The 20,247-nt window shown below is 57.9% G+C and carries 18 protein-coding genes and 1 other RNA gene; all 19 read left to right on the top strand.

Features of this window, described 5'->3' with window-relative positions:
- Positions 1-15: 15 nt before the first annotated feature.
- The 19 genes from pyrC (at position 16) to lpxC (ending at position 20,246) form a co-directional block, all read left to right on the top strand.
- Positions 16-1,050, top strand: coding sequence for a dihydroorotase (gene pyrC, locus LG198_RS07025; RefSeq protein WP_230342468.1), 1,035 nt, complete (start codon positions 16-18; stop codon positions 1,048-1,050).
- An 85-nt stretch (positions 1,051-1,135) separates the two neighbouring features.
- An RNA gene (gene rnpB, locus LG198_RS07020) (RNase P RNA component class A) lies at positions 1,136-1,440 on the top strand.
- Between the two features lie 405 nt (positions 1,441-1,845).
- Positions 1,846-2,292, top strand: a complete 447-nt coding sequence (mraZ, locus tag LG198_RS07015; RefSeq protein ID WP_230342467.1) for a division/cell wall cluster transcriptional repressor MraZ — start codon at positions 1,846-1,848, stop codon at positions 2,290-2,292.
- Complete coding sequence (rsmH, locus tag LG198_RS07010) at positions 2,289-3,254, top strand: 16S rRNA (cytosine(1402)-N(4))-methyltransferase RsmH (protein WP_230342466.1); 966 nt, start codon at positions 2,289-2,291, stop codon at positions 3,252-3,254. The genes mraZ and rsmH overlap by 4 nt, the downstream gene beginning before the upstream one ends.
- A complete protein-coding gene (gene ftsL / locus LG198_RS07005; protein WP_230343018.1) occupies positions 3,254-3,514 on the top strand; it encodes a cell division protein FtsL in 261 nt (86 codons plus the stop codon). The genes rsmH and ftsL overlap by 1 nt, the downstream gene beginning before the upstream one ends.
- Entirely contained in the window at positions 3,511-5,262 is a 1,752-nt protein-coding gene (locus LG198_RS07000) for a peptidoglycan D,D-transpeptidase FtsI family protein (protein WP_230342465.1), read from the top strand. Before ftsL ends, LG198_RS07000 begins: the two co-directional genes overlap by 4 nt.
- Positions 5,259-6,683, top strand: a complete 1,425-nt coding sequence (locus tag LG198_RS06995) for a UDP-N-acetylmuramoyl-L-alanyl-D-glutamate--2,6-diaminopimelate ligase (RefSeq protein WP_230342464.1) — start codon at positions 5,259-5,261, stop codon at positions 6,681-6,683. The genes LG198_RS07000 and LG198_RS06995 overlap by 4 nt, the downstream gene beginning before the upstream one ends.
- Complete coding sequence (locus LG198_RS06990; protein WP_230342463.1) at positions 6,680-8,044, top strand: UDP-N-acetylmuramoyl-tripeptide--D-alanyl-D-alanine ligase; 1,365 nt, start codon at positions 6,680-6,682, stop codon at positions 8,042-8,044. The genes LG198_RS06995 and LG198_RS06990 overlap by 4 nt, the downstream gene beginning before the upstream one ends.
- Positions 8,034-9,119, top strand: a complete 1,086-nt coding sequence (mraY, locus tag LG198_RS06985; RefSeq protein ID WP_230342462.1) for a phospho-N-acetylmuramoyl-pentapeptide-transferase — start codon at positions 8,034-8,036, stop codon at positions 9,117-9,119. Before LG198_RS06990 ends, mraY begins: the two co-directional genes overlap by 11 nt.
- Before the next feature lie 23 nt (positions 9,120-9,142).
- The gene (gene murD, locus LG198_RS06980) at positions 9,143-10,504 is read left to right on the top strand and encodes a UDP-N-acetylmuramoyl-L-alanine--D-glutamate ligase (RefSeq protein ID WP_230342461.1); all 1,362 of its coding nucleotides are present in this window, start codon (positions 9,143-9,145) and stop codon (positions 10,502-10,504) included.
- Complete coding sequence (gene ftsW / locus LG198_RS06975) at positions 10,501-11,679, top strand: putative lipid II flippase FtsW (protein WP_407659165.1); 1,179 nt, start codon at positions 10,501-10,503, stop codon at positions 11,677-11,679. The genes murD and ftsW overlap by 4 nt, the downstream gene beginning before the upstream one ends.
- A complete protein-coding gene (gene murG / locus LG198_RS06970) occupies positions 11,676-12,782 on the top strand; it encodes an undecaprenyldiphospho-muramoylpentapeptide beta-N-acetylglucosaminyltransferase (RefSeq protein ID WP_230342460.1) in 1,107 nt (368 codons plus the stop codon). Before ftsW ends, murG begins: the two co-directional genes overlap by 4 nt.
- On the top strand, positions 12,779-14,173 hold the full coding sequence (murC, locus tag LG198_RS06965) for a UDP-N-acetylmuramate--L-alanine ligase (RefSeq protein ID WP_230342459.1): 1,395 nt from the start codon (positions 12,779-12,781) through the stop codon (positions 14,171-14,173). The genes murG and murC overlap by 4 nt, the downstream gene beginning before the upstream one ends.
- Positions 14,174-14,184: 11 nt before the next feature.
- Positions 14,185-15,063 (top strand): UDP-N-acetylmuramate dehydrogenase, encoded by an 879-nt coding sequence (murB, locus tag LG198_RS06960; RefSeq protein ID WP_230343016.1) that lies wholly within the window; start codon positions 14,185-14,187, stop codon positions 15,061-15,063.
- Positions 15,056-15,964 carry a D-alanine--D-alanine ligase gene (locus LG198_RS06955; protein ID WP_230342458.1) on the top strand — a complete coding sequence of 303 codons (909 nt, stop codon included), beginning with the start codon at positions 15,056-15,058 and terminating at the stop codon, positions 15,962-15,964. Before murB ends, LG198_RS06955 begins: the two co-directional genes overlap by 8 nt.
- Positions 15,954-16,685, top strand: a complete 732-nt coding sequence (locus tag LG198_RS06950) for a cell division protein FtsQ/DivIB (protein WP_230342457.1) — start codon at positions 15,954-15,956, stop codon at positions 16,683-16,685. Before LG198_RS06955 ends, LG198_RS06950 begins: the two co-directional genes overlap by 11 nt.
- Before the next feature lie 28 nt (positions 16,686-16,713).
- Positions 16,714-17,952 carry a cell division protein FtsA gene (gene ftsA, locus LG198_RS06945; RefSeq protein ID WP_230342456.1) on the top strand — a complete coding sequence of 413 codons (1,239 nt, stop codon included), beginning with the start codon at positions 16,714-16,716 and terminating at the stop codon, positions 17,950-17,952.
- 69 nt (positions 17,953-18,021) lie between these two features.
- Positions 18,022-19,185, top strand: a complete 1,164-nt coding sequence (ftsZ, locus tag LG198_RS06940; protein ID WP_230342455.1) for a cell division protein FtsZ — start codon at positions 18,022-18,024, stop codon at positions 19,183-19,185.
- A gap of 131 nt (positions 19,186-19,316) precedes the next feature.
- Complete coding sequence (lpxC, locus tag LG198_RS06935; RefSeq protein ID WP_230342454.1) at positions 19,317-20,246, top strand: UDP-3-O-acyl-N-acetylglucosamine deacetylase; 930 nt, start codon at positions 19,317-19,319, stop codon at positions 20,244-20,246.
- The last annotated feature ends 1 nt before the right edge of the window (position 20,247 follow it).

Below are 20,247 nucleotides of genomic sequence, written 5' to 3'. Positions count from 1 at the left end.
AGTTTAGAGAATTACATGACCACGACGATTACGATTACACGTCCCGACGATTGGCACCTGCATTTGCGTGACGGTGCCGCCTTGTCGGCAGTCCTGCCGGATGCCGTGCGGCGTTTTGGGCGCGCCATTGTCATGCCCAACCTGCGTCCGCCAGTGACTACCATTGAGTTGGCCCTGGCCTACCGCGAACGCATCTTGCAAGCATTGCCCGATGGTGCGCGCTTCGAGCCGTTGATGACCTTGTACTTGACCGACAATACCAGTGCGGAAGATATCATCCGTGCCAAGGCAAGCGGTGTGGTGCATGGCGTCAAGCTTTATCCGGCAGGTGCCACGACCAATTCGGACTCGGGGGTCACCAATCTGGGACATTGTGTCAAGGCGCTTGAGGCGATGGAAAAGCATGCTATCCCCTTGCTGGTGCATGCAGAGGTGACAGATGTGAATATTGACGTGTTTGATCGCGAGAAGGTATTCATCGAGCGCAATATGGTACCGCTGCTGGAGCGCTTTCAGGGCTTGCGCGTGGTGTTCGAGCACATCACGACCTGGGATGCGGCTGACTTTGTGACCCAGGCGCCGGATCGCGTGGCGGCCACGATCACTGCACACCACTTGCTCATGAACCGCAATGCCATGTTTGCTGGCGGCATTCGCCCGCATCATTATTGCCTGCCTGTGCTCAAGCGCGAGGAGCATCGTCTGGCGCTGGTGGCTGCGGCGACTTCAGGCAGTCCGAAGTTCTTCCTGGGGACCGATAGTGCGCCACATGCAAAATCAGCGAAGGAAACAGCTTGTGGATGTGCGGGGATGTATACCGCGCATGCCGGGATTGAGCTTTATGCGGAGGCGTTTGACTCAGTGGATGCGCTGGACAGGCTGGAGGGGTTTGCCAGCGTCCATGGGCCGGACTTTTACCGTCTGCCGCGGAATACGGATACGATCACCCTCGAAAAGACAGCATGGGAAGTGCCTGCAAGCCTGCCATTTGCGGATGACGAGCTGGTGCCGTTGCGAGCTGGGGAAACGATTGCCTGGCGATTGAGATAGTCACAAGTCCGCGTATGCGGGCTTTTTGTTATTCGCTGGGTTGGTCTTCCAAAATGCTTGGTGCTGCATGTGATACACTGGCGCCGAAGCTGGCCAGGCAGCCGCCGCTCGCGCAAGCGAGGGGAGGAAAGTCCGGGCTCCATAGAGCAGGATGACGGCTAACGGCCGTACGCCGTGAGGCGAGGAACAGGGCCACAGAGACGAGTAAGCCGCAAGGTGGACGTGAAACGCGGTAACCTCCATCCGGAGCAAGACCAAATAGGGTAGCGATAGCGTGACTCGCGCTGCTACCGGGTAGGTTGCTTGAGCCCCGAGGCAACTCCGGGCCTAGATGAATGGCTGCCACCCGCATTGCGGGAACAGAACCCGGCTTATCGGCCAGCTTCAATTCCTTAAAGTTCTAAGAGCATGAACAGGCTCCACGCGTCAATTTTCAGGCAGTTTATTCCCAGCTAGAAACTCCCTCACCAAGATTCAGTCACCTCTTAACTGTTTCTAACAAAACACTTTCAAGAAGTTTGCTATCCCCTTATTTATTAAGGATAAAAATTTTCTTATGAAAATCTCCTAAGTCATTGTCCTGTAAAGGAAAAATCCTCAAAAAGCCCTTGCACTGATGTTTTTTTTTATCTATAGTGGGTGGTAGTGGAGAAAAGTGGAGTTTTGTGGGTAATCGTCAGCTGAAAGTTGATTGCTCATCTCCGGATGGCTGGCGACCCCTTATCTCCTGATCTCGGCAAAATGTTCATGCCGGCACCTATGCGAAATGGTGTCGGTGTCCAGTAAAGGGGCCTCATGTTTCGCGGTGCGACATCTTTGAATATGGATGCCAAAGGCAGGCTGGCTGTGCCAGCCAAGCACCGTGACGCCCTGCACGCGCAAAGCGAGGGGCACCTCGTCCTGACGGCCCATCCTCATCGTTGCTTGCTCTTGTATCCCCAGCCTGCCTGGGAGCCTATCCAGTCCAAGGTGATGGCGCTTTCCAGTTTTGATCGTCAATCCAGTGCGCTACAGCGCTTGCTGGTGGGTTTTGCGGAGGATGTCGATCTGGATAGTGCGGGGCGTTTGCTGGTTTCGCCCGTGCTCCGGGAGTTCGCCGGGCTGGAGAAGCAGGTCATGCTGGTGGGGCAGGGAAGCCACTTTGAGCTTTGGGGCATGGAGGCCTGGCGCAGCCAATTGCAACAGGTCATGGCGGCCGAGAATATGGAGCTGCCTGCCGAATTGGAGGGTTTTTCGCTGTGAGTGCAGGCATCCGCCATGTACCCGCCCCCCAGGTTTCTCAGCATGTAACGGTTTTGTTGGACGAGGCAGTGGAAGCGCTGGCGATCAAGCCTGACGGCATTTATGTGGATGGCACCTTTGGTCGCGGCGGGCACAGCCGCAAGATACTGGAAAAGCTGGGAGCACGGGGCCGCTTGATTGCACTGGATCGTGATCTCGCCGCAATTGATGCTGCACGGGATATCCAGGATGTGCGCTTCACGATGGTCCATAGTCATTTTGCTGCCATGGCGGAAGTCCTGGCAGGTCTGCAAATTCAACAGGTAGATGGTGTACTGCTCGATCTGGGGATTTCATCTCCACAGATCGACGAGGGCGAGCGTGGCTTCAGCTTCAGGTTTGACGGTCCGCTCGATATGCGCATGGATCAAAGCCGCGGCCAGACTGCGGCGGAGTTCATTGCTGGCGCAACGGAACAGGAACTTACGGGGGTAATAAAGGAATATGGTGAAGAACGGTTTGCTAAACAGATTGCAAGGGCGATTGTTGCGCAGCGCACAGGAGGGGTGGTCATCACCACTACCGGACAACTTGCCAAGATCGTGGCAGGGGCGATATCCAAAGTCGAGCCTGGGCAAGACCCGGCGACGCGCACCTTTCAGGCTTTACGGATTTTCATCAATCAGGAGCTTGAGGAATTGTCGCTGATCCTGCCTCAGTGCATGTCGGTGTTGGCGCCGCAAGGCCGCCTAGCCGTGATCAGCTTCCACTCGCTGGAAGACCGGATTGTGAAGCGCTTCATCCGTGCCGAGCAGGACAGGGACGATTTGCCTGCCAATTTTCCGGTGCGCGCCAAGGACCTGCCGCAGCCCCGCTTGTTGGCGGTGGGTCGTGCCATTCGCCCGAGCGATGCCGAGATAAAGCGCAATCCGCGCTCGCGTAGCGCTGTATTACGCATAGCGGAGCGAACATCGGTGCAATGATGACCAAGCTTAACCTCATCCTGTTTCTGGTATTGATAGTGGCCTCGCTAGGTGTGATTACGTCTCAGCACAAGGCGCGCAAGCTGTATATAGAGTTGCAGCAGCAAGAGGATGCGGCTAAGCAATATGAAATCGAGTGGGGTCAGTTGCAGTTAGAGCAAAGTACCTGGGCCATGCATTCCCGCATTGAGCAGATCGCTGAAAAGCGGCTGAATATGCAAGTGCCTGACAACAAGCGCATACAGGTGGTGGCACCATGATGCTCGCGGCACGCATGCGAATGGGGTCCAAGCCTCGTGTGGTTGTCAGGCTGCCGGTTTGGCGGCGACGTTTGTTGTTGGTGCTGGTGTTGTGCGGCTTCGCTGTTTTACTGGGCCGTAGCGTCTATCTGCAAAGCGTGCATAAATCCTTTTTGCAGCAAAAGGGCGATGCGCGATATAGCCGAGTGCTGAGCCTGCCGGCGCACAGGGGCAAGATTACTGACCGCTATGGTGAACCGCTGGCGATCAGTACCCCGGTGGAATCCATATGGGCGAGCCCGCCTGATGTGAAGGTAATGCCTGAGCAGCTGGCAAAGCTGGCAGGCCTCCTCAAAATCAAGCCAGAAGCTGTGAAAGCCAAGCTGGACAATACCCAGCGCGAGTTTGTCTATCTCAAGCGCCGTTTGCCGCCGGAGCTGGCTGCTCAGGTGATGAGTGTCGGTATTCCAGGTGTGTTTATGCAGCGTGAATACCGTCGTTACTATCCTGCCGGGGAAGTGACTGCTCACTTAGTGGGCTTTACGGGGATCGATGACAACGGGCAGGAAGGATTTGAGCTGCATTCCCAGTCCTGGCTTTCCGGCAAGGCGGGAAGTCGGCGCGTGATCAAGGACAGGCAGGGGCGTATTGTCGAAGACCTTGAAGCGGTCAAGGTGCCGCAGGATGGGCGCGATCTCGCGCTTTCCATCGACCGCAAGCTGCAATATCTGGCTTATCGTGAACTTGCAGCTGCTGTTGACGAGCATAAGGCCAAGGCCGGGTCTGTCGTCGTGCTAGATGCGAAAAGCGGCGAGGTGTTGGCAATGGCGAATATGCCGAGCTATAACCCGAACAACCCGGTCAATCTCATCGGCGGACGTTCGCGCAACCGGGCGATAGTGGATACTTTTGAGCCAGGCTCTACCTTGAAGCCATTTACTGCGGCGGCGGCGCTGGACGGCGGCTATTACAAGCCAGACACCCTGATTGAAACTTCGTCCGGTGCCATGCGCATCGGGCGTGCGACGATTCGGGATGCGCACCCGCAGGGCTTGTTGACCGTGGCCCAGGTCATACAGAAATCCTCCAACATCGGCTCTGCCAAAATGGCGCTGAGCCTTGAGCCGCATTATCTCTGGAGTGTATTCAACCAGCTGGGATTCGGCAGCCCGACCCGCATAGGTTTCCCTGGCGAGGCCTCGGGCAAGCTGCGCAACTACAAGACATGGCGTCCCATTGAGCAGGCAACCATGGCTTATGGTCACGGCCTTAGCCTGACTTTGCTGCAGTTGGCGCGTGCCTACACGGTTTTCACCAATGATGGCGTATTGCTACCGGTTTCCCTGCTCAAACTCAAGGAGCCGCCAGTGGGGCATAAAGTGTACACCCCGGCAACTGCGCACCATCTCAAGGATATGATGGAAACCGTGATCCAGCCCGGAGGCACTGCGCCCAGGGCGCAGGTGCTGGGCTACCGGGTTGCCGGCAAGACCGGGACTGCGCACAAGCCCGGTGTCGGCGGCTATCAGGCCAATCATTATGTCTCTTCGTTTGTCGGCTTTGCGCCGGCCTCGAATCCGCGCTTGATTATTGCCGTGATGATCGATGACCCTAGTGCGGGCAAGTATTACGGCGGCACAGTGGCAGCACCGGTGTTCAGCAAGGTCATGGCGGGCGCGTTGCGCATGCTGGCGATACCGCAGGATGCGCCGAACAACAATATCGTGATTCCCGTGGATGATCTGCCTGAAATCAAGGAGGTGGTATGAGCCTGCCCACCCTTGACCGCGCCCACTTTGCTAACCTGACGGCCGACAGCCGTCAGGTCTCTACCGGCAGTCTGTTTTTCGCCTATCCGGGAGAGCATGCCGATGGGCGCCGTTTTATCGAGCAGGCAATCACCCAGGGTGCGGCAGGCGTGCTCTGGGAACAGGAGGGGTTCGACTGGAATCCTGCGTGGAATATCTCCAATCAGCCTGTTGCAGGTTTGCGTAAACAAGCGAGTGCGATAGCCGGAGAGTTTTACGGCCATCCTTCCCGCAAGCTCTGGATGGTAGGGGTGACGGGAACCAATGGCAAAACTTCATGCAGCCATTGGCTGGCGCAGGCATTCAATGCATTGAAACGTAAGGCAGTTGTAGTCGGCACTCTGGGCAATGGTTTTCCAGGCAGTTTGTCTGCTGCCGTCAATACCACGCCGGACCCTATCCGGCTGCAGTCCATGCTGGGTGAGTATCTGCAGGCGGGTGCCGAGGTAGCGGCGATGGAGGTTTCCTCGCATGGGCTGGAGCAAGGCAGGGTGAGTGGCCTCGACTTTAATATCGCCGTGCTGACCAACCTGACGCGCGACCATCTGGATTATCACGGCGATATGGCGGCCTATGCAGCCGCCAAGCGCAAGTTGTTCGAGTTTGAGAGCTTGCAGGCCGCCATCCTCAACCATGACGATGCTTTTGGGCAGGAATTGTTGAGTGAGCTCAAGGCCAAAGGCAGGCGGGTGTTGAGCTATGGGCTGAGCGGTGGCGATGTGCGCGGCCATGAATTGCGGTTTGATGCCGAGGGATTGCACATGCAAGTGCATACGCCGCAAGGCGAGGCAACCGTACATGCCAAGCTGGTTGGCAGGTTCAATGCCAGCAACCTCCTGGCCGTGCTTGCCACGCTGCTGGCCTCCGATGTTGTGTTGCAAGATGCCGTGCGCGTGCTTGCTGCGATCAAGCCTGCACCTGGGCGCATGCAGCAATTGGGCGGTGACAGCCAGCCGCTGGTGGTGGTCGATTACGCCCATAGCCCGGATGCCTTGGAAAAAGTGCTGCTGGCCTTGCGCGAGCAGGCAAAAGGCCGCTTGGTCTGCGTGTTTGGTTGTGGTGGCGACCGCGACAAAGGTAAGCGGCCACTCATGGCAGAAGTAGCATCGAGACTGGCTGACAAGGTCGTTGTCACATCCGACAATCCACGCAGCGAGGACCCGGCCGTGATCATCGCCGAAGTGGTGGCAGGCTTGCATGGTCCTTCCCAGGTGGAGCCTGACCGGGAAAAGGCAATCGTTCATGCCATCAAGGTGGCGCAAGCTGGCGATGTAGTGTTAATCGCAGGCAAGGGACACGAGGATTATCAGGAAGTCGCGGGTGTGCGCTATCCATTCAATGATGTTGCAGTCGCAGCGAATGCATTGGGAGCTGCAGCATGATGTATTTGTCCGAAATCGCCAAGGCCACAGGCGGCACCCTGATTGGTGAGGATGTATTGATCCTGTCAGTAGGTACGGATAGCCGCAAGCTCGAGGCGGGTCAATTGTTCGTGGCGCTCAGGGGCGAGAGGTTTGACGGCCACGATTATGCCAAGAATGTCTTAACGCAAGGCGCTGCTGCGGTCCTGGTATCCCGCGCTATCGATGCCGGTCCTGCAGTCCTTGTGGACGATACCCGACTTGCCTTGGGACGTTTGGCAGCCTACTGGCGTGGCAAATTCCATATTCCTGTTGCTGCGATTACCGGCAGCAATGGCAAAACCAGCGTCAAGGAGATGCTGGCTTCCATCCTGCGTGCCGCCGCGGGATCCGAGCAAGCGGTGCTTGCCACGCAAGGCAATTTCAATAATGACATTGGCCTGCCCCTTACCCTGTTGCGCCTGCGCGAGCAGCATCGCTACGCCGTGGTGGAAATGGGCATGAATCATTTCGGCGAGATCAGTTATCTCACGCAGATCGGCCGCCCTGATGTGGCACTGATCAACAATGCCACATCGGCCCATCTGGGCGGCCTCGGTTCCGTCGAGGGCGTTGCGCGGGCCAAGGGCGAGATTTTTGCGGGCCTTGTTGACGATGGCACTGCCGTGATCAATGCCGATGATGCATTCGCTGGCTTGTGGCAACGCCTGGCGGCCAAGCACCGTATTGTTCGTTTTGGGCTCAATGCCGGTACAGATGTGACGGCGCAATATGTATTGCATGCCGATGGCAGCGATTTGCAATTGAACACCCCGGTGGGTGAAAAAACACTGAGCTTGCCAGTGTCGGGTCTGCACAACGTCAAGAATGCCCTGGCCGCAAGTGCAGCGGCCCTGTCCATGGGCGTGGCGCTGGATGCAATCGCCGACGGCCTCGCCAGCTTCGCTGGCGTCAAGGGGCGGTTGCAGCGCAAGCCTGGGAAGCAGGGCGCATTGCTGATTGACGATACTTATAACGCCAACCCAGCTTCCATGCGCGCGGCGATTGACGTGCTGGCAAGCCAGCCCGGCAAGCGCCTGCTGGCTATGGGGGATATGGGCGAGCTCGGAGAAAACGAAGTCGCGCTACATGCTGAATTGGGCACTTATGCCAAGGCTGCAGGCTTGGATGGATTGTATGCACTCGGCACTTTGACAGGCAAGGCCGTAGAGGCATATGGCGATGGCGCAAGCCATTACGACACAGTGGAGGAGCTGGCGGCTGCATTGTTGCCGGAGTTAGGAGCCGGGACCAGCGTGCTGGTGAAAGGCTCGCGCTTCATGCGCATGGAGCGGGTCGTGGACTTGCTGCAAGAACAAAAGGAGAACCATCATGTTGCTTGAACTCGCTCGCTGGCTTGCCCAGGATATCCGCGGCTTCAACGTGTTCAATTACATCACCTTGCGTGCGGTACTGGCGACGCTGACGGCGTTGACCATTTCTTTCCTGGTGGGGCCTGGGCTGATCCGCAAGCTGACCGAGTACAAGGTCGGCCAGTCGGTGCGCGACGATGGCCCGCAAAGCCACCTGGTCAAGGCAGGCACCCCGACCATGGGCGGAGCGCTGATCCTGATTGCGATTGCGATTGCGACATTGCTCTGGGCCGATCTCACCAACCGTTTTGTCTGGGTGGTGCTCATCACGACATTGGGTTTTGGCGTAATTGGCTGGGTTGATGACTGGCGCAAGGTGGTCTACCGCAATCCCAAGGGGCTTTCAGCCAAGGCCAAGTACTTCTGGCAGTCCTTAATTGGTGCTGGGGTTGCCGTATACCTGTTTTATACCGCCAGCGTGCCTGCTGAAACCGAGTTGATCGTGCCTTTCTTCAAGCAATTGATATTGCCGCTGGGCGTCGTCAGTTTCGTGGTGCTGACCTATTTCGTCATCGTCGGCACGAGCAACGCGGTCAACCTGACAGATGGCCTTGATGGGTTGGCCATCATGCCGACCGTGATGGTGGCCAGCGCCCTGGCGGTGTTCGCCTATGTAGCCGGCCATCTGTATTTCTCCAAGTATCTTGGCGTGCCTTATGTGCCCGGTGCCGGGGAGCTTGCCGTGTTCTGTGCCGCGATCGGCGGCGCCGGCCTGGGCTTCCTTTGGTTCAATGCCTATCCGGCAGAAGTGTTCATGGGCGATGTCGGCGCACTGGCGCTGGGTGCGGCGCTGGGTACGGTCGCCGTGATTGTGCGTCAGGAAATCGTGCTTTTCATCATGGGCGGCGTGTTCGTGATGGAAACCATTTCCGTGATGCTGCAGGTGGGGTCGTTCAAGTTGACGGGAAAACGAATTTTCCGCATGGCGCCCTTGCATCATCACTACGAATTGAAAGGCTGGAAGGAAACGCAGGTGGTGGTGCGATTCTGGATCATCACCATGATGCTGGTGCTAGTAGGGCTTTCCACATTGAAACTGCGATAAGCGTAATTTAGATAAACGGACATATGCTGCAACTCAAAGATAAAAACGTGCTGGTGCTGGGGCTGGGAGATACCGGCCTTTCAGCATTGCGCTGGCTTAATCGCCAGGGTGCGCGCCTGTCTGTTGCAGATACCCGTACCTCGCCTCCAGGGCTGGATGCGGTCAAGCAAGAGTTGCCTGAGTTGGTCGTGTATCTCGGCCCGTTCACCGAGCCTGCCTTCCAGGAGGCTGAGCTCATTGTTGCCAGCCCGGGGGTGCCGGTTGCCGAGTCTCAGGTGCAGGCAGCGATTCAGCGTGGCGTGCCGGTGGTGGGTGACGTGGAGTTGTTCGCGCAGGCCCGTCCACAGAATGCCAAGTTGATTGCCATTACCGGCGCCAACGGCAAGAGCACCGTGACCGCCATGGTCGGTGAAATCTGCAAGGCAGCGGGTCTCAAGACGGTGGTGGCAGGCAATATCGGATTGCCGGTGCTGGATGCGCTTGATGATGTGGCAGATGTCTATGTGCTGGAGCTTTCCAGCTTCCAGCTTGAAACCACCTACAGCCTGGTGGCGGATGCCGCTACCGTGCTCAATATCAGCGAAGACCACATGGACCGCTATGCCGGCATGCAGGCGTATGCCGATGCCAAGGCGCGTATCTTTGCCCATGCCAGGTTACAAGTGCTGAATGCCGATGATGCCTGGAGCCGTGGAATGGCTGCCGCAGGCATTGACCAATTGACGTTTGGCCTTGGCACTCCTGCCAGCGACATGGATTTTGGCCTGTTGCAAGAAGCAGGGGCCAACTGGCTTGCGAGAGGCCGGCACAAGTTGCTGCCCGTGTCCGAACTCAAGATTGCAGGCCTGCATAATGCGGCCAATGCATTGGCTGCCCTGGCCTTGTGCAGTGCCCTCGATATCGATGAGGCAGTGATGGTGCAGGCTTTGCGTGATTTCAGCGGCCTGCCGCATCGCGTGCAATGGGTTGCCGATGTCCAGGGCGTGTCGTTCTACGATGATTCCAAGGGCACCAATGTCGGCGCAACCTGCGCGGCGCTCAACGGGCTCTCGCGCAAAGTGGTGTTGATCGCCGGCGGGGATGGCAAGGGGCAAGATTTCACGCCTTTGCAGGCACCTGTGGCCGAGCATGCCAGGGCCGTGGTGTTGATCGGGCGTGACGCAGGATTGATTGCCAATGTATTGCAAACCACAGGCGTGCAACTGGAACATGCCGCCAGCCTGGAAGAGGCAGTAGTACAAGCATTCAACCTGGCCGAAAGCGGTGATGCGGTGCTGCTCTCCCCTGCATGCGCCAGCCTGGATATGTTCCGTAATTACGTGCATAGGGCGGAAGTGTTTGTCGAAGCCACCCGCCATCTGCAGGCGCAGGAGGTGCAGGCATGAGCAGCGTGATGTACAACATGCTGGGCGGCCGCGAACGCCTGACGTCTTCCTCCACCTACGACCAGGCACTGGTCTGGGTGACATTGATCCTGCTGGGCATCGGCCTGGTCATGGTGTATTCCGCCTCGATAGCGCTGGCGGAGGCTGACAAGATGACGGGGCATCAGCCTACCTATTTTCTCATCCGTCATGCCATTTTCCTAGTGATCAGCCTGAGCGCCGCTTTCGTGATCTTCCAGGTGCCCACGCGCATGTGGCAGAAGATGGCGCCCTACCTGTTCCTGCTTGGACTGTTCCTGCTTGTGCTGGTATTGATTCCTGGCGTGGGCCGCAATGTGAATGGCAGCCAGCGCTGGCTCTCGTTGTTTGTGATCAACCTGCAGCCATCGGAATTCATGAAGTTGTTTGCCGCGATTTATGTGGCTGACTACACCATCCGCAAATCTGAAGTCATGGACAGCATCAAACGTGGTTTCCTGCCCATGGTGGCAGTGATGGTGGTGGTGGGGTGGCTGCTGCTGCGCGAGCCTGATTTCGGCGCATTCAGCGTGATTGCTGCCATTTCCATGGCCATCCTCTGGCTGGGCGGCATTAATGCACGCATCTTTGGCGGGCTGCTGGCCTTGTTGCCAGTAGCCATCGTCGGCTTGATCTGGAGTTCGCCATACCGCATGCAGCGTGTGATCGGCTTCATGGACCCTTGGGCGGATCCGTATGGCAAGGGCTATCAGCTTTCCCACGCGCTGATAGCCTTCGGGCGCGGCGAGTGGCTGGGAGTTGGCCTGGGCGCCAGTGTGGAAAAGCTGCTTTATCTTCCGGAAGCCCATACCGATTTCCTCATGGCCGTAATCGCCGAGGAACTGGGCTTTATCGGTGTGATGGTTGTTGTCGGCCTGTTTGCCTGGCTGGTGATTCGTGCCTTCCGTATCGGCAAGGAGGCAGTGGCCAATGAGCGTTATTTCTCTGCCTTGCTGGCCCAGGGCATCGGTGTCTGGATCGGCGTGCAAAGCATTATCAATATTGGCGTGAACATGGGCGTGCTGCCGACCAAGGGGCTTACGCTGCCACTGCTCTCATTCGGCGGCAGCGGCATCCTGGCCAATTGCATTGCGCTGGTGATTCTTCTCAGGATTGATTGGGAAAATCGTCGGCTTCAAAAGGGGTTGCCAGCATGAGTAAAACCTTACTCATCATGGCGGCAGGCACCGGCGGGCATGTGATGCCCGGGCTGGCAATTGCCGAAACCATGCAGGCACGGGGGTGGAATGTGCATTGGCTGGGCACATCGCATGGCATGGAAAACCGGCTGGTGCCGCCACGGGGTCTGGCCATGACCCAGCTCAAGTTTTCCGGCTTGCGCGGCAAGGGCTGGAAACACACCATCACCGGCGTCTTCCGCCTGGTGGGTTCGACCTTCGCGGCCTGGCGGTTGATAGGAACGTTGAAGCCGCAGGTGGTGCTGGGCATGGGCGGATATGTCACCGTGCCAGGAGGCTGGGCGGCCAGGGCAAAAGGGGTTCCCCTGGCTTTGGTCAATGCCGATGCCGCGCTGCTGATGTCCAATCGCGCCCTGGTCAAGCATGCCAAGCGTGTGTTGTTCGGGTTCGAGGGAGGCGAGGCCTCATTGGGTGAGATGGCATTCAAGGCACGTGTGACGGGCAACCCCGTGCGTACCGAGATTGTGGAGATTGCATCGCCGGAGCAGCGCTTTGTCAACCGCACAGGTCCGCTGAATGTATTGGTAGTCGGTGGCAGCCTGGGTGCCCAGGTATTGAATGCGACCTTGCCCAAGGCACTGGCTTTGTTGCCAGCCGGTCAGCGCCCCGTCGTCACACACCAATCCGGTGCCCAGCATATCGAGTCCTTGCGCAAGGCATATGCCGAAGCCGGTGTGGAAGCTGATGTCGTGCCATTCATTGACGATATGGCCAGTGCCTATGCCAGGGCCGATGTGCTGGTTTGCCGCGCGGGTGCCATCACGGTGAGCGAGCTTGCCGTGGCTGGGGTCGCCAGCATCCTGGTGCCTTTGGTGGTATCGACCACGTCGCACCAGCGCGATAACGCACGTTGGATGGCTGAACACAATGCTGCGATCCATTTGCCGCAGCAGGAGATGACGCCGCAGAAGCTGGCTGGGTTGCTGCAAGGATTGACGCGCACCCGCCTGCTGGCAATCGCCCAGGCTGCGCGGGAGCTGGGCAGGCCCAAGGCGACCGATGCGATTGCACATGAACTGGAAAGTATTGCCCTGCCGGTGCAGGGAGGGAATCACCCATGAAACACAAGGTAAAACACGTACATTTTGTCGGCATCGGCGGTTCAGGAATGAGCGGCATCGCCGAGGTATTGCTCAACCTTGGGTTCAGCGTTAGCGGTTCCGATCTTGCCGACAATGCGACGACGCGCAGGCTGGCTGGCTTTGGTGCCAGGCTGTATCAAGGCCATGCCGCTGAGAATCTTGGCCCTGCGGATGTCGTGGTCATCTCCAGCGCGGTGAAGGACAACAACCCGGAAGTCCTGGCTGCGCGTGAACGTAGCGTGCCTATCGTGCCGCGTGCCCTGATGCTGGCCGAATTGATGCGCTTCCGCCAGGGCATTGCGATTGCCGGAACGCATGGCAAGACCACCACAACCAGCCTGATTGCGAGCATTCTTGCCGAGGCGGGCATGGACCCGACCTTCGTGATTGGCGGCCGCCTGGAAGCATCCGGCAGCAATGCACGCCTGGGAACCGGTGAATACATCGTCGCGGAAGCCGATGAGTCCGACGCTTCCTTCCTGCACCTCACGCCCATCATCTCGGTCGTGACCAATATCGATGCAGACCATATGGACACCTATGGGCATGACTTCGAGCGGCTCAAGGGCGCATTTGTCGAATTCCTGCAACGCTTGCCATTCTATGGCATGGCCGTGGTGTGTATTGATGACCCGAATATTCGAACCATTCTGCCGCAGATTTCCAAGCAGGTCATGCCCTACGGATTTTCCGACGACGCGCGCATTCGTGCCAGCAATGTGCGTGCCGAGAATGGGCGCATGCATTTCACCGTGAGCCGTATCAATGGCGAAACCACGACATTCGACGTCACGCTCAACCTGCCTGGCAGGCATTATGTGCTCAACGCCCTGGCGGCAATTGCAGTCGCGAGCGAGCTGAATGTGCCTGACAGCGCCATCATCAAGGCATTAGCCGAGTTCAAGGGTGTCGGACGCCGGTTTGAGCGGTACGGCGAGGTGCCTACCAAGAATGGAGGACACTTCACCCTGATTGATGACTATGGCCATCATCCTGTTGAGATGAATGCCGTGATTGCCGCCGCCCGCGATGCTTTTCCCGGCCGTCGGCTGGTGCTCGCCTTCCAGCCGCACCGCTACACCCGCACCCGGGATTGCTTCGAGGATTTCGTCAAAGTGCTGTCTGGCGCCGATGTGGTGTTGCTGACAGAGGTGTATTCGGCAGGCGAAGCGCCAATTATTGCGGCCGATGGACGCTCGCTGGTGCGGGCGATCCGTGTGGCTGGCAAGGTGGAGCCCTTGTTCGTGGAAACGCCAAATGAGTTGCCGCAGGCGATTATCGACATGGTCCAGGCCGATGATGTGGTGATCGTGATGGGCGCAGGGTCGATAGGGCAGGTCGCGGCCAGGACCAAGGAGTTGGCGCAGTGACGGCGGCCGTCATGACAGGCAGCTTGCTGCATAACGAGCCATTGGCCCGTTATACGAGCTGGCGCGCAGGCGGGGCGGCTGACCGGCTGTATATCCCTGCCAGCCTGGATGACTTGCAGCAATTCCTTGCGGGTTTGCCAGAGAGAGAGCCGCTGCATTTCATCGGCCTGGGTTCCAACCTGCTGGTGCGGGATGGCGGTGTAAGAGGCACGGTGATCCTGATGCATGGCGCATTGACTGCATTGCAGACGGATAAAGAGTTTATCTATGCCGAGGCAGGCGTGACATGCGCCAAGCTGGCCAGGTTTGCAGCGCGCCAGCATCAGCACGGCGCGGAATTCATGGCGGGTATCCCGGGCACTGTGGGCGGGGCGTTGGCCATGAATGCAGGCTGCCACGGCGGCGAAACCTGGGAAATTGTGGAGCGGGTATTGACCGTGGACCGCCAGGGCAGGGTGCATGAGCGCAACCACCAGGCATTTGCGACCGCCTATCGCCATGTCGAGATGCCTGTCGCCGATGAGTGGTTTGTTGCCGCCTGGTTCCGGCTGGCGGCTGGCGATGCCAGCGAAGCCGAAGCCAAGATCAAGCAGTTGCTGGCCAGGCGCCTGGCGACGCAACCGCTGAATCTGCCGAATGCCGGGTCGGTGTTCCGTAACCCGCCGGGCGACCATGCGGCGCGGCTGATTGAGACCAGCGGCTTGAAGGGATTCAGCATTGGCGGTGCGCAGGTATCGGAGAAACATGCCAACTTCATCGTCAACCAAGGCGGTGCGACGGCAGCGGATATAGAACAGTTGATCCTGCATGTGCAGGCAGTAGTGAAGGAAAAGCAGGGCGTGGCCTTGCAAGCGGAAGTCAGAATAATTGGAGAACATGGGCATGAATAGGAATTTTGGCAAGGTGGCCGTCTTGTTGGGCGGTCAGTCAGCAGAGCGTGAGGTGTCGCTGAAAAGCGGCGCCGCCGTGCTGGCTGCCTTGCTGAGGAGCGGCGTGGATGCCCATGCCTTTGACCCGGCAGCGCGCGCGTTGAGCGAGCTTGCCGCGTTCGACCGGGTGTTTATCGCGCTGCATGGCCGTTATGGCGAGGACGGCACGATACAAGGAGTGCTGGAACTGATGGGCATTCCCTATACCGGCAGCGGCGTAATGGCCTCCAGCGTGGGGATGGACAAATGGCGCACCAAGCTGCTGTGGCGTGCTGCAGGCGTGGTCACGCCGGACTTCGAGCTGGTGAGTGCCGAGAGTGATTTTGCCGCGATTGAGCAACGGCTTGGCCTGCCTTTGTTCGTCAAGCCGGCCAACGAAGGGTCCAGTATCGGCATCAGCAAGGTCAAGGCTGCGGGTGAATTGAAAGCCGCCTATGAGCTGGCTGCCAAGTCTGACCCGCTGGTGATTGCCGAGAAGTTTATCGGCGGCGGCGAGTACACCGTAGGCATTCTCGGCGGCCAGGCATTGCCGGTGATCCGCATCGTGCCTGCCAATGAGTTTTATGACTATGAGGCCAAATACCTGCGTGATGACACGCAATATGTCTGCCCGTGCGGACTGGATGCTGCGCTTGAGGACAGGATCAAGGAAGAGGCCTTGCAGGCCTTCCGTGTGGTGGGCGGGCAGGGCTGGGGGCGTGTGGATTTCCTGATGGATGACGCCGGACGGCATTATTTTCTCGAGGTGAACACTTCTCCCGGCATGACGGATCATAGCCTGGTGCCGATGGGAGCCAAGGCCATCGGGCGCAGTTTTGATGAGTTGGTGTTGAATATATTGGAGCTCGCGCATGTGGGATAAGCCGCGCGTCCTCAACTGGATTGCGAACTTTCTCAACGCGTTGGCGGCGGTGATGTTTTTGTATGGACTGGGGTACGTGGTCGTGCATTTGCCGATCTTCCCATTGAAGGAAGTGCGCGTGGAAGGACAGCTGGAGCATGTCACACGCGAGCAGATCAAGCTGATTGTGGATCGGCACCTGCAAGGCAATTTCTTCACGGTGGACGTGGTCAAGGCGCGGGATGCCTTCCAGAAGCTGCCTTGGGCGCGCAAGGTCAGCGTGCGCAAGCGCTGGCCCGATAGATTGGAAGTGGTAGTTGAGGAGCAGCATGAGCTGGCACGCTGGGGCAATATCGCGCTGGTGAATAGTTATGGCGAGTTGTTCCATGCTGCCTCGGACAGCGACCTGCCAGTATTTTACGGGCCGGGAGACGGTGTGGCGGAAGTGGCGAAGCATTATGGCGTTTACAGCCAGATACTTGCCGGTGGTACGGGCATGCGCATTACGCAATTGGCGCTGACGCCGCGCCGAGCATGGCAGATCAGGACGGACAAGGGCCTGGTAATCGAACTGGGCAGGGAACAGATGGAGGAGCGCTTGCAGAAGTTCGCAAGTGTATACAACCAGACATTGGGCGGGCTGAAGGTGGCGATCACCTATGCCGACTTGCGCTACCCGAACGGCTTTGCGGTTCGCAAGCCTGAGGCGGCGGCGCCCAAGCGTAAAACAGGGGCAGCCTGAGAAACATGGAAAATTTGGAGAAATGTAAATGAGCAGGGTCCGGGAAGATAAAAATCTCATTGTCGGGCTGGATATTGGCACATCCAAGATTGTGGCAATTGTCGCGGAATTGCAGCCTGAGGGGACGCTCAAGGTCATTGGCCTCGGGCAGAACACCTCGCGCGGGCTGAAGAAGGGCGTGGTGGTCAATATCGACTCCACGGTGCAGGCAATCCAGCGTGCGCTGGAAGAGGCCGAACTGATGGCGGACTGCAAGATCAGCACCGTTTTCACCGGCATTGCGGGCAGCCATATCAAGAGCCTCAACTCGCACGGCATGGTCAAGATCAAGGATGCCGAGGTGACGCAGATGGATGTGGATCGTGTGATCGAGACCGCGCGTGCGATAGCGTTGCCGTCCGACCAGCAGATACTGCATATCCTCACGCAGGAATTCATCATCGACGGCCAGGAGGATGTGCGCGAACCCCTGGGCATGAGCGGCATGAAGCTGGAGGTCAAGGTGCATATTGTCACCGGGGCTGTATCTGCTGCGCAGAATATCGTCAAGTGCATCAAGCGCTGCGGACTGGATGTCAGCGACCTCATCCTGCAGCCGCTGGCTTCCAGCATGGCGGTATTGACGGAAGATGAAAAAGAACTGGGCGTGTGCCTGGTGGATATCGGCGGCGGCACGACCGACATCGCCGTGTTCAAGCAGGGCGCCATCCGCCATACCGCCGTCGTGCCTATCGCCGGCGACCAAATCACCAATGACGTTGCCGTGGCGTTCCGCACGCCGACGCAGTCGGCTGAGGAAATCAAGATCAAGCACGGCTGCGCACTGCGCCAATTGGCTGATCCGCGTGAAGTGGTGGAAGTGCCAGGGGTCGACGGGCGCGATCCGCGCCAGCTATCGGTACAGACCTTGGCCGAAGTGATAGAGCCGCGTGTGGTCGAGCTGTATGAATTTGTGCTTGGCGAGCTGCGCCGCAGCGGCATGGAGGAGATGATTGCCTCCGGCATCGTGATTACAGGCGGCTCTTCTATGATGAAAGGCATGGTGGAGCTGGGTGAAGAAATATTCCATATGCCGGTGCGCCTAGGCATGCCGCGCTATGTGGGAGGGTTGTCCGAGGTGGTGGGAAATCCGCGTTACGCCACCGGAGTGGGTCTGGTCCTGATGGGCAAGCAACAGGTGGAACGTCAGTTCCAGGGCCAGATGGAATCCAATTCTTTCAGTCAGGTGTTCAGCCGGATGAAGAGCTGGTTCCAGGGGAATTTTTAGCAGTAAGCGTATTGAGTAGTCATTCGTTTTTTTCGAGTTTAGGCAGACGTAACTTAGGAGGGATTTAACATGTTTGAGATTATGGACAGGGACTCACAAGAGGCCGTGATCAAGGTGATAGGCGTGGGTGGTTGCGGCGGTAACGCTGTCGCCCACATGATTGCCAAGGAAGTCGGCGGCGTGGAATTCATTTGCGCCAACACCGACATGCAGGCATTGAAGAAGAGCCAGGCCAAGACAGTGCTGCAGATCGGCACTGACATCACCAAGGGCCTGGGCGCTGGTGCACGTCCTGAAATTGGTCGTGAAGCGGCGCTGGAAGACCGTGACCGCATTGCCGAGATTATCGATGGTGCGGACATGCTGTTTATCACCGCGGGTATGGGCGGAGGCACCGGTACCGGTGCCGCGCCTATCATCGCCGAGGTTGCCAAGGAAATGGGCATCCTGACCGTGGCTGTGGTGACCAAGCCATTTGCGTTTGAGGGCAAGCGTACCAAGGTGGCGCAGGAGGGCCTGGAAGAACTTTCCAAGCACGTGGACTCTCTTATCATTATCCCGAACGAAAAGCTCATGCAGGTGCTGGGCGAGGATGTGCCATTCCTGGAAGCATTCCAGGCTGCCAACGATGTGTTGCACAACGCGGTTTCCGGTATTGCCGAAATCATCAATTGCCCAGGCATGGTGAACGTTGACTTTGCCGATGTGCGTACCGTGATGTCCGAAATGGGCATGGCGATGATGGGTTCTGCGACTGCAACCGGCAGCGAGCGTGCCCGTATCGCGGCTGAGCAGGCGGTTGCCAGTCCATTGCTGGAAGACGTGAACCTGGCGAATGCCCGTGGCGTGCTGGTGAACATTACAGCGAGTACTTCCTTCAAGATGAAGGAGTACTATGATGTGATGAACACCATCAAGGAGTTCACTGCCGATGATGCCACCGTGATTGTAGGCAATGTGTTTGACGAGTCCATCGGTGACGGTTTGCGCGTGACCATGGTAGCCACCGGCCTCAACGGTGTTGCCAGCCGTCGCCAGCAAAAGCCGGAATTGCGTGTCATGACACAGGTGCGCGATGGTACAACCAACCAGCCCATGTATGTAGGTGGTGTGGATGAAGAAGGCCCTGCCGTATTCAGCTCCAACGGCCGTCGTGCACAGGTGGAAGCCATGAAGATGTCAGGTGTGGAGGAATACGACATTCCTGCATTCCTGCGCAAACAGGCTGATTAAGTAGCAAGCAGTAAGCTGGATAGGCTGACCGTAAGGGGCTTATGGATGATGGCGCCTGCCATGGCAGGTGCAGCCAGCGTGTTATAATCAGGCAATTAAACGAGTGAGGGCTCTCGAGAGAGGGGGCGACAGTGCTTAAACAGCGAACACTGAAAACGACTATTAGTGCCACCGGTGTGGGATTGCATTCGGGCGACAAGGTTACCCTGACCTTGCGACCGGCTGTGCCTGATACCGGAATCGTATTCCGTCGGGTCGATCTGCCCGATACCGCGGAATTCAGGGTGCAACCTCATCTCGTTACCGATACCAAGCTCTGCTCCGCACTTGAGTGCGGCGGCGCCAGGATTGCCACGATTGAACATCTGATGTCTGCACTTGCCGGGCTTGGCATAGACAACATCCATATTGATCTCAATGCGGGCGAAGTGCCTATCATGGACGGCAGTGCCGGGCCTTTTGTCTTCCTTCTGCAACAGGCCGGCATTGTCGAACAGCCAGCGATGAAGAAGTTTATTCTCATCAAGAAAACCGTGGAATACCATGAAGGCGATAAATGGGTGCGTTTCGACCCTTACTTCGGCTTCAAGCTCGACTTTACCATTGATTTTGACCATCCTGCCGTGGAACATACCGGGCAGAAAATCAGCATAGACTTTGCCGACAACTCCTATATCAAGGAAATCAGCCGCGCGCGTACCTTCGGCTTCATGCATGAAGTCGAAGCCTTGCGCTCAATGGGCCTTGCCCGTGGTGGTAGCCTGGATAATGCCATCGTGTTGGATGAGTACCGTGTGCTGAACAGCGACGGCTTGCGTTACGACGATGAGTTCGTCAAGCACAAGATGCTGGATGCCATCGGCGATCTGTATGTACTCGGCCATCCCCTGATCGGTGCTTTCAGCGCCTACAAGGCTGGGCACTATATGAATAATCAACTGCTGCGGACGCTGCTCGCTGACAGAGATGCGTGGGAATACGCCACCTTCGACAAGTTCGAGGAAGCGCCAGGCGCCTTCCAGAACCCGATTGGCCTGCCCCCCGCATTACAGTACGCCTAAA

The organism is Methylobacillus arboreus (assembly GCF_020532725.1).
GTDB classification, from domain to species: domain Bacteria; phylum Pseudomonadota; class Gammaproteobacteria; order Burkholderiales; family Methylophilaceae; genus Methylobacillus; species Methylobacillus arboreus.
The sequence above is the reverse complement of the archived record's forward strand: the minus strand, read 5'-3'. Positions and strand labels throughout refer to the sequence as shown.